Origin of the sequence: Mycolicibacterium cosmeticum (assembly GCF_000613185.1) — a bacterium.
GTDB classification, from domain to species: domain Bacteria; phylum Actinomycetota; class Actinomycetes; order Mycobacteriales; family Mycobacteriaceae; genus Mycobacterium; species Mycobacterium cosmeticum.
On sequence record NZ_CCBB010000001.1, the window covers coordinates 2042863 to 2055627 of the forward strand.

Below are 12765 nucleotides of genomic sequence, written 5' to 3' on the forward strand. Positions count from 1 at the left end.
CTACAACCTTTAGCTATGCAAACGCTGTCTGCCGCGCAGACGCAGAACTCCCGCCCTTTCCGGGGAGAGGGCGGGAGTTTCTGTGTGCTCGCGGGAACGCTAGGCGCGGGTGTCGATGCCTGCGTAGTCGCGCTCGGTGTAGCCGGTGTAGATCTGGCGCGGGCGGCCGATCTTGCCGGGCTCGGAATGCATCTCGCGCCAGTGCGCGATCCAGCCGGGCAGCCGGCCGAGCGCGAACAGCACGGTGAACATGCGGGTCGGGAAGCCCATCGCCCGGTAGATGACGCCGGTGTAGTAGTCGACGTTGGGGTAGAGCTTGCGCTCGATGAAGAAGTCGTCGGTCAGGGCGATCTCTTCGAGCTGCTTGGCGATGTCCAGCAGCTCGTCGTCACCGCCGAGCTTGCCCAGGATCTTGTCGGCCTGCTCCTTGACGATGCGCGCCCGCGGGTCGTAGTTCTTGTACACCCGGTGCCCGAAGCCCATCAGCTTCACACCGTCTTCGCGGTTCTTGACCTTGCGGACGAAGGTCTGCACGTCGTCGTCGCCGGTGCGGATCTTCTCCAGCATCTCCAGCACGGCCTGGTTCGCGCCGCCGTGCAGCGGGCCCCACAGCGCGTTGATGCCGCCGGAGATGGAGGTGAACAGGTTGGCCTGCGACGAGCCGACCAGGCGCACCGTCGACGTCGAGCAGTTCTGCTCGTGGTCGGCGTGCAGGATCAGCAGCATGTCCAGCGCGCGGACGATCTCGGGGTCGACCTCATACGGCTCGGCCGGGAAGCCGAACGTCATCCGCAGGAAGTTCTCGACCAGGGTCAGCGAGTTGTCCGGATACAGGAACGGCTGGCCCACCGACTTCTTGTAGGCGTAAGCCGCGATGGTCGGCAGCTTGGCCAGCAGTCGGATGGTGGACAGTTCGACCTGCTCGTTGTCCAGCGGGTCCAGCGAATCCTGGTAGTAGGCGCTCAGCGCGTTGGCCGCCGAGGACAGCACCGGCATGGGGTGCGCGTTACGCGGGAAGCCGTCGAAGAACCGCTTGAGGTCCTCGTGCAGCAGGGTGTGCCGCTGGATCTGGGTGGTGAACTTCTCCAGCTGCTCGGCGGTGGGCAGTTCCCCGTAGATGAGCAGGTAGCTCACCTCGATGAAGGTCGACTTTTCGGCCAGCTGCTCGATCGGGTAGCCGCGGTAGCGCAGGATGCCGGCGTCGCCGTCGATGTAGGTGATCGCGGACTTGGTGGACGCGGTGTTGACGAACCCGCCGTCGAAGGTGGTGTAACCCGTTTTGGCCAGCAGCGATCCCAGGGCGATGCCGTCGGAACCCTCGGTGGCGTGGACGATATCCAGGTCCAATGAGCCACCCGGATAGGTAAGGGTCGCTACTTGTTCAGGGCTGGAGTTTTCGGCCACTGGAACCCCTTCTGTGGTCGTCGGCTACGCGTCACTACTGGACGGTAGTCGCTAACGTTGCGGCGCGCTTGCGTGGGGTACCGGCTGCCAGCATCCCCGGAGCCGCTGCAACGTCGCCGACGGGGGTGCGCACGCTACCCCAGGCCCGGCTCGAACCGTCCGGCGACGACCCTCAGACGTGCGCTGCCACGTCGAGGTCGGCCGCGAACTCGGCCGCGTGGATACAGGCCTGGTTGAGCCGCTGGACCATCAGCAGCGGGCCCAGCCGGGCATCGGCGGTATCGGCGACCAGGTCACCGCACGCGGCCACGATGATCGACGAGAACATCGACACCCCGAGCCGCAACCGGCGATCGTCGATCGGTACCCCCATGCGATCGGCAAGCAGGGCAAGCACTCTGGGGTGCCGGAACTCGAACGCGCCGTGGCGCAAGGCGTCCGAACCGTTGATGATGCGCAACATCAGCACGATGCGCTCTTTGGTGAGCCGGCCGACGGTCTCGCCGTCCACCCGGGTGAGCACCTCGACGTGCGCGACGCGCAGCGCTTCCACCGGGCCCAGATGCGGTGGCAGCCGGGTGATCTCATCGGCGATCTCGTCGGCGAGATCCTCGATGAGGGTGAGGAAGACGGCCTCCTTCGTCGCGAAATACCGACTGAAGGTGCGCGCCGACACCTCGGCCTGCGCAGCGATCTGTTCGACTGTGGTGTGCTCGTAGCCCTGCCGCAAGCACAGCTCGAGCGCGGCGTCGACCAGCGTCGCGCGCGTTCGCTGTTTCTTGCGCTCACGCAGGCCGAGATCGGTACCCCCCGCGGCGTCAGCCATCACTGGATGGTAACTCCCGGTCACACCTCATCCTGGCTATACGCCCGGACCCGATAGCGCACGAATGCCGGCCCCGCCAACGCGGCCAGCACCACACCGATGACCACCAGCAGGCCGCCGCCGGCCGCGGCGACCGTCGTCCCCACCGCGGCGGCGGCCGCACCGTGGGCGACATCCGCGATCCGCGGGCCGCCGGCCACCACCACCGTGAACACCCCCTGCAGCCGACCGCGCAGGTCGTCGGAGGCCGCTTCTTGCAGGATGGTCGACCGGAACGCCGCCGACACCATGTCCGCCGCACCGCCGAGCGCCAGGAACGCCAGCGCCAGCCACAGCATCAGCCCGGCGGTGCCGTGCGCGGCGCCGGCGGCCAGCCCGAACCCGAGCATCGCCACACCCCACACCACGATGGCCACCACCACCGTCAGGCCCTGGCGGCGGATCCTGGGCAGCCAGCCGGAGAACACGCCACCGGCGACCGCGCCGACCGACATGGCCGCCGACAGCAGCGCCATGGTGGTGCCGCCCTCCACCGGCCCGCCGAAGCTCTCGTGGGCCATCTGCGGGAACAGCGCACGCGGCATGCCGAAGATCATCGCGATGAGGTCGACGACGAACGACAGCAACACCACCTGGTTACCGGCCAGGTAACGGAAACCCTCCAGCACAGCGCGGAACCCGAACTTGCTCGCCCCGTCGCCGGCGCCGGTCGGCGGCATCTTCGCCAGCCGCACCGTGGCCCAGATCGGGGTGATGCAGGTGATGGCGTCGATCAGGTACAGCGTCGACAGGTCGACGAAATGCAGCAGCACGCCGGCCAACAGCGGACCGACGATGGCGCCGAACTGCATGACCGTCATGTTCAGCGAGTTGGCCGCGGGCAGTTGCTCGGCCGGCAACATGCGCGGGATGGCGGCCGCCCGGGTGGGCGAGTTGACGGCGTAGAACACCTGCTGGAGGGACAACAGGCACAGCACCACCCAGACGTTGTTCAGGGCAAGTGCGGCCTGCAGCCACAGCAGCACCGAGGACACCGCCAGCCCGACGGCCGTGATGATCAGCAGCAGCCGGCGGTCCATGGCGTCGGCCCAGGCGCCGCCCCACAGGCCGAACACGATCAGCGGAACCAGGGCGAACAGGCCGGCCAACCCCACGTACGCGGAGCTCTCGGTGAGGGCGTAGAGCTGCACGGGGACCGCGAAGATGGTCAGGTTCCCGCCGATGACGGTGACGATGCCGGCCAGCCACAACCGCCGGAAGTCCGGGGTTTTCAGCGGGGTGGTGTCGGCGAACAGCTTTCTCACGGTAAGGCGAGCGAAGCGACGGGGAATGTCACCAGGGCGAGCGAAGCGACGGGGAATGTCACCAGGGCGAGCGAAGCGACGGGGAATGTCACCAGGCAAGTGAGCGTCACGGCTGCAACCGCTCGACAGTCACCGTCGCCGCCTGCGTCACCCGAATCCTGTTGTGCACCCGGTTCTCCCGCCCCTGCCAGAACTCGATCACCTCGGGTGCGATCAGATAGCCGCCCCAGTGCGGCGGCACCGGCACCACTTCCTGATCGGCGAACCGGGCCGTCACCTCGTCGAGCTGATCGAGCAGCGCGCGCCGGCTCGCGATCGGCTGCGACTGGTGCGACGCCCATGCCCCCAGCTGGGAACCGCGCGGCCGCTTGCTCCAGTAGTCGGCGGTGGCCTCGGCGGACACCTTGGTCACCGGACCCCGGACATGCACCTGCCGTCCCAGGCCGTACCAGGGAAACGTGACCGACGCGTACGGGGTTGCGGCCAGCTGCTCGCCTTTTGCGGAGTCGTAATTGGTGTAGAAGCTGATCCCGGATTCGTCCACGCTCTTGCACAACACCGTCCGCGTCACGGGCCTTCCCCGGTCGTCGACGGTGGCGACCACCATGGCGTTGGCCTCGGGCACCCCGGCCGCCCAGGCGTCGGCGATCCAGGTGCGCAGCAGGGTCAGCCAGCCGGTCGAGGGGTCCGGGCCGAGCCAGTCCGCGTCCAGGTCGGGGCTGCCGTCCTTCTCGACGGATCCGTATTCGACCCGCATCCTGGCGAGGTCCTGATCACCGGTGCTGCTCACGCGGTAACGCTACGCCAGGCGACGGTCACCGGCATGCATCCGGTCCCGGCCCGGGTGCGACAATTCGCGCATGACCGTTCCGGAAAAATTCGTTGCGGGGCTGGAGGGTGTCGTCGCCTTCACCACCGAGATCGCCGAGCCGGACAAGGACGGCGGGGCGCTGCGCTACCGCGGCGTGGACATCGAGGATCTGGTGGCCAAGCGGGTCACCTTCGGCGACGTGTGGGGCCTGCTGGTCGACGGCGAGTTCGGGCACGGCCTCGCCCCGGCCGAACCGTTCCCGCTGCCCATCCACTCCGGTGACGTGCGGGTGGACGTTCAGGCCGGGCTGGCCATGCTCGCCCCGATCTGGGGATATGCCCCGCTGTTGGACATCGACGACCAGACCGCCCGCGAGCAGCTCGCGCGCGCCTCGGTGATGGCGCTGTCGTATGTCGCGCAGTCCGCCCGCGGCATCGGCCGGCCCGCGGTATCGCAGCGCACCATCGACGAATGCGCCACCGTCACAGCGCGATTCATGACCCGCTGGCAGGGCGAACCGGATCCCCGGCACATCGAGGCGATCGACGCGTACTGGGTGACGGCCGCCGAGCACGGCATGAACGCGTCGACGTTCACCGCGCGGGTGATCGCCTCGACCGGCGCCGACGTGGCCGCGTCGCTGTCGGGTGCGGTGGGCGCGATGAGCGGGCCGCTGCACGGCGGCGCGCCCGCCCGGGTGCTGCCGATGATCGAGGAAGCCGAGCGGACCGGCGACGCCCGCGCGGTGGTGCGCGGCATCCTGGACCGCAACGAAAAGCTGATGGGCTTCGGGCACCGCGTGTACCGGGCCGAAGACCCGCGGGCCCGGGTGCTGCGGGCGACCGCGCAACGCCTGGGGGCGCCGCGGTTCGAGGTGGCCTCGGCGCTGGAGCAGGCCGCGCTGGCCGAACTGCGTGAGCGCCGACCCGACCGCGCCATCGAGACCAACGTGGAGTTCTGGGCGGCGGTCATCCTCGACTTCGCTCAGGTGCCCAGTCGGATGATGCCGGCCATGTTCACCTGCGGGCGCACCGCGGGTTGGTGCGCGCACATCCTGGAACAGAAGCGTCTGGGCAAGCTGGTGCGTCCGGCCGCGATCTATGTCGGGCCGGATCCACGGTCACCGGAATCGGTGCCGGGTTGGGCCGACATCCACACCGCCTGACCGCGCCGCGTTAGCCGCAGATTTCCCGGTTGCCCAGGCACAGTCCGACACCGCCGCCACCGGCGGCCAGGCTGCGCTGCCAGGACACCCGGGCCCAGATGGGCGCACCGGCCACCATGGTGAACGGTGTCGTCATGGGGAAATGGTCTTCGGCGGAGCGTATCTCGGTGCTCCGCACGATGGTGGCCAGGGCCAGGGTGGCTTCCAACATGGCGAAGTGATCGCCGATGCAGGACCGCGGCCCGGCACCGAACGGCAGGTACTGCCACCGGTCCATGGACTTCAGCGCGTCCGGCCGGAACCGCTGCGGATCGAAGATCTGCGGCCATTCCCATAGTGTCGGATCCCGTTGCACCGCATAGGTTCCGAACACCAACAGGGTGCCCTTCCTGATCCGGTAGCCGTCGACCTCGAGATCCTGCACCGCCACCCGGCCGACGCCGGGAGCGGGCGGGCACAGCCGCAGCGCCTCCCGCAGCACCTGGCCGGTGTACTCGAGCTGGGCGAGATCGTCGGGCCCGAGCGGGCGGTCGCCGAGTTCGGCGGCCTCGGCCCGGACGTTCTCCTGCATCTCGGGGTATCGGCCCAGCTGCCACAGCGTGTAGGTCAGTGCGGTGGCCGTCGTGTCGTGCCCCGCGGCGATGAAGACGACGAGCTCGTCGCGGATCTGGGCGTCGGTCAGCCCCTCCCCGGTCTCGGGATCCGTGGCGGCCATCAGCGCCCGCACCAAGGGTGCGTCCAGATCGGGATCCGCCCGGCACGCGCGCAGCACATCGTCGGCGAGCGTGCGCAGGGTCGCGGCCGCCGCCCGGGCCCGGTTGCGTCCCGGGGTCGGCACCCACCGGGGCGGCCGGACCGGCGAGGTCGCGCGATCGGCGATGTGGGTCAGCACGGTGCGCAGCGGTTCGTCGATGGCCTCCGCCCGGCGGTCCAGGTCGACGCCGAGCACGGACCGGCCGAGCGCCCGCATGGTCAGCCGGCGGCATTCGGTGTCCAGGTCGACGCGCGCCCCCTCGGCCCAGCCGTCCACGACGTCCTGCGCGGCCTGGGCCATGTCGCCGGCGAACGTCTGCACATGCTTCTTGGTGAACAGGGGCTGCACCACGCGCCGGCGTGGCAACCATTCGTCGTGCATCATGTCGAACAGGTTGGTGCCGAGCATGTGCTGCATCTCGCGATGCATGAACGTCTTCTCCAGGTACTGGTCGCTGCGGCCGAGCATGTCGCGGCCACCTCGCGGTGAGGTGACGACCACGATCTCGGGGGTCAACCACCGCGGTCCCAGCCTGAGTCGTGTCACCGGACCGCCGGCGTCGCGCAGCAGCTCAAAGCCGGTGTTGAAACTGCGCAGGGCACGCAGCTGCTCGCGATAGGGCAACGGATTGAGCGGCGCCAACGGCAGCTGCTCGACGGTGTCGGTGCTCATGTAAGCAGCTTCTTGCCGTCCGTCGCGCTGCCCTAGCGTAGTGGACTACCTGTCTTTGCCCGTTTGTCGGTGCGCGGTGGTTTCATGGCACCGCCCGCGATGAGATCCGCCGTTGCGATCGGTCAGTACCGTCGTCCGCCCGCCATCCCATGGAGGAGAAACCCATGACCATCGAAGTCGTTCCCGCCGTCATCCCGCACCTCGTCGTCGACGACGCAGCCGCCGCCATCGATTTCTACGTACGCGCGTTCGGCGCCACCGAGTTGGGCCGGGTACCCGGCCCGGACGGCCGGCTGGTGCACGCCGCGCTCACCATCAACGGCTCGACCGTGATGCTCAACGACGATTTCCCCGAGTACAACGACGGCAAGGCGCAAAATCCGAAGGCGCTCGGTGGCTCCCCGGTCACCATCCACCTGACCGTCACCGACGTCGAGGCGAAGTTCGCCAAGGCCGTCGAGGCCGGCGCGGAGGTCGTGATGCCGCTGGAAGACCAGTTCTGGGGCGACCGCTACGGCATGGTGAAGGACCCGTTCGGCCATCAGTGGTCGTTGGGCCAGCCGGTGCGTGAGGTCAGCCCCGAGGAGATCGCCCAGGCGATGCAGGCGCAGTGACGCGCCGCGGTCAGCGCCGCAGGCCCGCCAGCAGGCGCTGACCGACCGTCGATTTGGGCGCCGCCGCGGCGGCCGCCAGCATCTCGCCGATGCCGGTGAACTTGGCCCGGGGCCGGTCCTCGCCGCCACGCGCGATCTCCGCGGCGTCGATGGCCTGCCAGCCCGCGGCGTCAACAACCGCGGGCTGGCGGCTTCGGACCAGCTTGTCCAGCGCCGCCGGCTTGTGGGCCGGGTCGCCGAGCTGTCCACGGTTGTAGTCCTCGACCAGGTTGTGCACCGTCTCGGCGGCACAGGACTTATTGGTCCCGATGAAGCCGGTGGGGCCGCGCTTGATCCAGCCGGCCACATAGGCACCGGGCACCGGCAGGTCCCCGTCGAGCACCCGGCCGCCGGCATTGGGCACCACGGCCGCGTCGTCGTCGAACGGCAGATCGGCGACGGCCTTGCCGCGGTAGCCGATCGAGGTCAGCACCATGCCGGCGTCGACCGTGCGGGTCTCGTCGGTTCCGGTGATCCCGAACTGAAGTCCGGTCACCGTTGCCTCTCCCAGCACCCGCTGCGGGGTCAGCCGGTAGGCGAGCCGGATCCGCGGGCGCGTGATCGGCGTCGAACCGGCTTCGGCCGAATCGAGCTTGGACAGGATCTCCAGCTTGTTGCGGGTCAGCGGGTCGGTCTCGGTGGCGAGGTCGCGGATCACCAGATCGTGGTCGGCGGCGTCCAGCACCACGCCACACGTCGAGGTCAAGCCGATCAGCTCGGGCAGCGTGAACGCCGACTGGGCGGGCCCGCGGCGGGCGGCGATCACCACTTCCTGCACCTTGGACCGCCGCAGGGCAGCCAGGGCGTGGTCGGCGATATCGGTGCGCGCCAAGGCATCCGGGTCGGTGGTCAGCACGCGGGCGACGTCCAGGGCGACGTTGCCGTTGCCCACGATGACCACCCGCTCGTGGCTGAGGTCGACGGGCAACCCGACGTAATCGGGGTGCCCGTTGAACCAGGCCACCACCTCGGTCGCGGTGGCGGTGCCGGTCAGGTCCATGCCGTCGATATCGAGACGACGGTCGTTGGGCGCGCCGACCGCGTACAGCACGGCATGGTGATGCTCGAGCAGGTCGGCGTGGGTCAGGTGCTTGCCGATCTCGACGTTGAGGAAGAAGGTGAATCCGGGCTGCCGGGCCATCCGGTCGAACAGCCGGGTGACCCGCTTGGTGCTCTGGTGGTCCGGCGCGACGCCGGCGCGGACCAGCCCGTAGGGCGTCGGCAGCTTCTCGAAGACGTTCACCCGGACCCCTCGCTGGGTGAGCAACTCGTCGGCCGCGTACATCGCCGCCGGGCCGGACCCGACGATCGCCACCCGCAGCGGCCCACCGGCGCGCGGGTGCACCTTGGGCGCGTCGAGGACCGGCGCCAGCTTCGAGGTGGGCGGCAGCTTGCCCTCACGCTTGGGATAGAACGCGGCGTTGAGCTCGATGAACGGCAATTGATTCTCGGTCAGCCGGGAATCGGGCGCGATGGCGCCGACGGGGCACGCGGAGACGCAGGCGCCGCAGTCCACACACGCATCGGGATCGATGTAGAGCATCTCCGCGGTGGCGAAGCCGGGCTCGTCCGGTGACGGGTGGATGCAGTTCACCGGGCATGCGTAGACACAAGACCCATCGCTGCAACACGATTGGGTGATCACATGGGGCATGGCGGATGTCGTTTACGTCAGGCCACGGCCACCAGATGCTCGCGCTGCGGCTCGCTGCGGTAACGGCTGGGCGGACCGTCGATCTTGCAGATCTTCCACACCAGCTTGGCCAGCGGGTTCATCAGACCCGTGTCGTAGCACAGCATCCGGACGTCGGAGAACATGTTGCGCAGCGTCTGCCGCGATGCCGGCGCCCGGAAGAACAGCTCCTTGCGCACCGAGCGCGGGATATCGAATTCCTTCCAGAACGCGCGCGGCGGCACGATGATCGCCGAGCACAGGATCCGCATGGTCAGCGGCACGAACAGCGACAACAGGAAGCGTTGGCGCCAGCGCAGATTCGGGACGCGCTTGTGCAGGTACTGATGGGCGAACGAGATGTGCCGGGCCTCCTCGGCGACGTGAATCGCCATCACCCGCTCCATGATCGGGTGTAGTTCCTTGCCTTCGCGCAGCACGTTCTTCTGCGTGTGGTCGATGGGCTCTTCGCCCGCGAGCACACCGAAGAAGAACGGGATGGGCAGCGGACCGGCCACCAACGGAATCAGCGGCTGCAGCCATTTCAGCAGCCGCGGCATACCGGGCACGTCCTTGCCGATGCGGTTCACCATCTCCTGGAACATCAGGGTGTGGTTGCACTCCTCGACCGCCTCGTGCAGGCAGTACCGGTACTCCGGCGAGCCGTTGGGCACCCAGAACGAGTACTCCATCAAACCGCGGATCAGGATGTTCTCGAAGTGCAGGCCCACCTTCGCGACATTGGCCTGACGCCACATACCGATCTCGATCTGACGCTCACGGGACTGCGAGCGGTACCACGGGTGATTACCGATCGGGTCGGTCTCCGGCAGGATCCAGCGGTCGTCGTTCGGGACGACAGCGAACTCCGGGGAGTCCCAATCGATGTCCTGGTACGGATTGAAGTTGCGTCGCACCGACCCCTCGGACAGGGTGGTCAACATCTCCACGTACTGGGGATCGTCGCTGACGTCCATGTTCTTGCGCCAACGCCGGATCATCTTCGTCCTAGCCACTTGAATCCCTCCACGAGGTTTACAACGAACGGCCTCTTGTCTAGACGGTACCGCAGGTATCGAGTAAATGTCCACACCCTCGGATACCCGTTTCCGTCGACCGGGCCACCCACCCAAACCGCCTGATCAGACCGTCATTCCGGGTTGTACGTCCCGTTGCTGGACCACCCGGCGCAGCACGTCGCCCGAGGTCACCGCGCCCCGAACCACCCGTGCCGAACCAGCAATCGGCGCCGACGCCATTGCGACGGCGATCACCGCAGATGACGCGCAAATCCGCCCCGGATAGCTACACTCCCAGCTGTCTCACAGCGCGGACATAAGGATGCGGAATGGCCGTCAATCGCAAGGTCAAGGGTGTGGTCATCGGCGCCGTGCTGGTGATCGGGGTGCTGATCTCGGGAACCGTGCTCTCCAGCTGCGCCACCCAGATCGGCCCCGGGCAAACGGCGGTCAAGGTGGACGACTACGCCCTGATTCCCACCGACCCGAAGGTGGAGGGCTGCATCAACCCGGAGACCTCCGAGTTTAATCCGCCCGGCGGCTTCAAGGCCTACCGCTACCCGTCCCGTCAGATCAGCTGGGATGCCACCGGCAGCCCCGACTCCGAGGCCGAACCCACCATCGTGGTGTCCAACGCCACCGCCCCCGCCGAACTGCGCGTGCCGGTGGTCATCACCTTCGACCTGACCACCGACTGCGCCATGCTGATGGACTTCCACCGCGACTTCGGCACCAAATATCAGGGCTGGCTGGACGACGAGGGTCTGGTCACCGAGGGCTGGAAGAACCTGCTGCGTTACGTCGTCGGCCAGCCGGCCGAACAGGTGCTCATCAGCGTCGCGCAGAAGTACACCTGGCGTGAGATCTGGAACGACGAGAAGGTCCGCATCGAATTCCAGAACGCGCTGCGCGACGCGCTGCCCAGCGCCTCCCGGGCCCGCACCGACGGGCGCGAGTTCTTCACCAACTTCCAGGTGACCGTGATGAAACCGGACCCGGTCGACGACGGCCTCAAGGAGGCCATCATCGCCGAGCAGAAGGCCATCGCCGACGCCCGGGCCGCCGAGGCCAAGGGTGTGGCCGACGCCAACGCGGCCAAGGCCAAGGCCGAGGCGGACAAGGCGGCCGCGCAGGCCCAGACCGAACTGGCCCGCCAGCGTGCGTTGCAGAAACAGGCCGAGATCGCCGGCTATCCCGATGTCGACGCGTACCTGCGGGCCATCGCGATCGAGAACGGCCAGAATCCGTTCCAGCCGACCTATGTGGTGCCGCAGGCACCCTGACCGACACCGGCCGTCTTAACCGGTGGCGTGGGCCGATAATCTGAACGTCATGGCCGAGCTGACGATCCCCGCCGACATCAAGCCGCACGACGGACGCTTCGGCTGTGGGCCGTCGAAGGTGCGCCCCGAGCAGCTGCAGGCACTCGCCGCCGCCGGTGACCTGTTCGGCACCTCCCATCGCCAGGCCCCGGTCAAGAACCTCGTCGGCCGGGTCCGCGACGGGCTGCGCCAGCTGTTCGCGCTGCCCGACGGGTACGAGGTCATCCTGGGCAACGGCGGCTCGACCGCGTTCTGGGATGCCGCCGCGTTCGGCCTGGTCGACAAGCGCTCGCTGCACCTGACCTACGGCGAGTTCAGTTCGAAGTTCGCCTCCTGCGTCGCCAAGAACCCGTTCGTCGGCGATCCGATCATCATCAAGGCGGACGCCGGCAGCGCGCCGGAGCCGACCTCGGACCCGTCGGTGGACGTCGTCGCCTGGGCGCACAACGAGACCTCGACCGGGGTCGCGGTGCCGGTGCAGCGGCCGGCCGGTGACGCCCTGGTGCTCATCGACGCCACCTCGGCGGCCGGCGGCCTGCCCGTCGACATCCGCGACGCCGACGCCTACTACTTCGCGCCGCAGAAGAACTTCGCCGGCGACGGCGGCCTGTGGATCGCGGTGCTGTCGCCGGCCGCGTTGGCCCGGATCGAGGCGATCGCCGCCGGCGGCCGCTGGGTGCCGGACTTCCTGTCGCTGCCCATCGCGGTCGAGAACAGCCTGAAGAACCAGACCTACAACACCCCGGCCATCGGCACGCTGATCCTGCTGGCCGAGCAGCTGGACTGGCTGAACGGCAACGGCGGGTTGGACTGGGCCGTCAAGCGCACCGCCGACTCGTCGCAGCGGCTGTACTCGTGGGCCGAGGCGGCATCGTTCGCGACGCCGTTCGTGGCCGATCCGGCGCTGCGCTCGCAGGTGGTCGGCACCGTCGATTTCAACGACGACGTCGACGCTGCCGCGGTGGCCAAGGTGCTGCGCGCCAACGGGATCGTCGACACCGAGCCGTACCGCAAGCTGGGCCGCAACCAGTTGCGGGTGGCGATGTTCCCGGCCGTCGAGCCCGATGACATCAGCGCCCTGACCAACTGCATCGACTGGGTCGTCGAGCGAATCTGAGCAACCCTGCGTGTCAGCCCGGTAACGGCCGGATAACGCTGTAAGG

11 protein-coding genes are annotated in these 12765 nt (G+C 68.3%); 4 read left to right on the forward strand and 7 right to left on the reverse strand.

Annotated elements, in window-relative coordinates:
- Nucleotides 1–99: 99 nt before the first annotated feature.
- From BN977_RS09735 to pdxH, 4 genes are all read right to left on the reverse strand, one after another.
- Nucleotides 100–1404 (reverse strand): citrate synthase, encoded by a 1305-nt coding sequence (locus BN977_RS09735; RefSeq protein WP_081664350.1) that lies wholly within the window; start codon nucleotides 1402–1404, stop codon nucleotides 100–102.
- Nucleotides 1405–1576: 172 nt separating this feature from the next.
- Nucleotides 1577–2230, reverse strand: a complete 654-nt coding sequence (locus BN977_RS09740) for a TetR/AcrR family transcriptional regulator (RefSeq protein ID WP_024452032.1) — start codon at nucleotides 2228–2230, stop codon at nucleotides 1577–1579.
- A gap of 20 nt (nucleotides 2231–2250) precedes the next feature.
- A complete protein-coding gene (locus tag BN977_RS09745) occupies nucleotides 2251–3534 on the reverse strand; it encodes an MFS transporter (protein WP_036397375.1) in 1284 nt (427 codons plus the stop codon).
- 106 nt (nucleotides 3535–3640) lie between these two features.
- Nucleotides 3641–4291: a pyridoxamine 5'-phosphate oxidase gene (gene pdxH, locus BN977_RS09750; protein ID WP_024452034.1), complete on the reverse strand. Its 651-nt coding sequence runs from the start codon at nucleotides 4289–4291 to the stop codon at nucleotides 3641–3643.
- Between the two features lie 103 nt (nucleotides 4292–4394).
- Here pdxH and BN977_RS09755 point away from each other — a divergent pair, with 103 nt between their 5' ends.
- Nucleotides 4395–5510: a citrate synthase 2 gene (locus tag BN977_RS09755; RefSeq protein ID WP_024452035.1), complete on the forward strand. Its 1116-nt coding sequence runs from the start codon at nucleotides 4395–4397 to the stop codon at nucleotides 5508–5510.
- 10 nt (nucleotides 5511–5520) lie between these two features.
- Here BN977_RS09755 and BN977_RS09760 read toward each other — a convergent pair whose 3' ends face one another.
- Nucleotides 5521–6936: a cytochrome P450 gene (locus BN977_RS09760; protein WP_051561227.1), complete on the reverse strand. Its 1416-nt coding sequence runs from the start codon at nucleotides 6934–6936 to the stop codon at nucleotides 5521–5523.
- A 164-nt stretch (nucleotides 6937–7100) separates the two neighbouring features.
- On the opposite strand from BN977_RS09760, the gene BN977_RS09765 reads away from it, so the two are divergent.
- Entirely contained in the window at nucleotides 7101–7550 is a 450-nt protein-coding gene (locus BN977_RS09765; RefSeq protein ID WP_024452037.1) for a VOC family protein, read from the forward strand.
- Between the two features lie 10 nt (nucleotides 7551–7560).
- Here BN977_RS09765 and BN977_RS09770 read toward each other — a convergent pair whose 3' ends face one another.
- Both BN977_RS09770 and BN977_RS09775 read right to left on the reverse strand, forming a co-directional pair.
- Nucleotides 7561–9243: an FAD-dependent oxidoreductase gene (locus BN977_RS09770; RefSeq protein ID WP_024452038.1), complete on the reverse strand. Its 1683-nt coding sequence runs from the start codon at nucleotides 9241–9243 to the stop codon at nucleotides 7561–7563.
- A 17-nt stretch (nucleotides 9244–9260) separates the two neighbouring features.
- A complete protein-coding gene (locus tag BN977_RS09775; protein ID WP_024452039.1) occupies nucleotides 9261–10277 on the reverse strand; it encodes an AurF N-oxygenase family protein in 1017 nt (338 codons plus the stop codon).
- 332 nt (nucleotides 10278–10609) lie between these two features.
- On the opposite strand from BN977_RS09775, the gene BN977_RS09780 reads away from it, so the two are divergent.
- Nucleotides 10610–11563, forward strand: coding sequence for a hypothetical protein (locus BN977_RS09780; RefSeq protein ID WP_024452040.1), 954 nt, complete (start codon nucleotides 10610–10612; stop codon nucleotides 11561–11563).
- Nucleotides 11564–11612: 49 nt separating this feature from the next.
- Nucleotides 11613–12719 carry a phosphoserine transaminase gene (gene serC / locus BN977_RS09785; RefSeq protein ID WP_036398819.1) on the forward strand — a complete coding sequence of 369 codons (1107 nt, stop codon included), beginning with the start codon at nucleotides 11613–11615 and terminating at the stop codon, nucleotides 12717–12719.
- Nucleotides 12720–12765: the final 46 nt, after the last annotated feature.

Coding starts and splice junctions, on each gene's coding strand:
- BN977_RS09740 (WP_024452032.1), bottom strand. CDS start 2,230: ATGGCTGACGCCGCGGGGGGTACCGATCTCGGCCTGCGTGAGCGCAAG.
- BN977_RS09770 (WP_024452038.1), bottom strand. CDS start 9,243: ATGCCCCATGTGATCACCCAATCGTGTTGCAGCGATGGGTCTTGTGTC.
- BN977_RS09780 (WP_024452040.1), top strand. CDS start 10,610: ATGGCCGTCAATCGCAAGGTCAAGGGTGTGGTCATCGGCGCCGTGCTG.
- serC (WP_036398819.1), top strand. CDS start 11,613: ATGGCCGAGCTGACGATCCCCGCCGACATCAAGCCGCACGACGGACGC.
- BN977_RS09760 (WP_051561227.1), bottom strand. CDS start 6,936: ATGAGCACCGACACCGTCGAGCAGCTGCCGTTGGCGCCGCTCAATCCG.
- BN977_RS09765 (WP_024452037.1), top strand. CDS start 7,101: ATGACCATCGAAGTCGTTCCCGCCGTCATCCCGCACCTCGTCGTCGAC.
- BN977_RS09755 (WP_024452035.1), top strand. CDS start 4,395: ATGACCGTTCCGGAAAAATTCGTTGCGGGGCTGGAGGGTGTCGTCGCC.
- pdxH (WP_024452034.1), bottom strand. CDS start 4,291: ATGCGGGTCGAATACGGATCCGTCGAGAAGGACGGCAGCCCCGACCTG.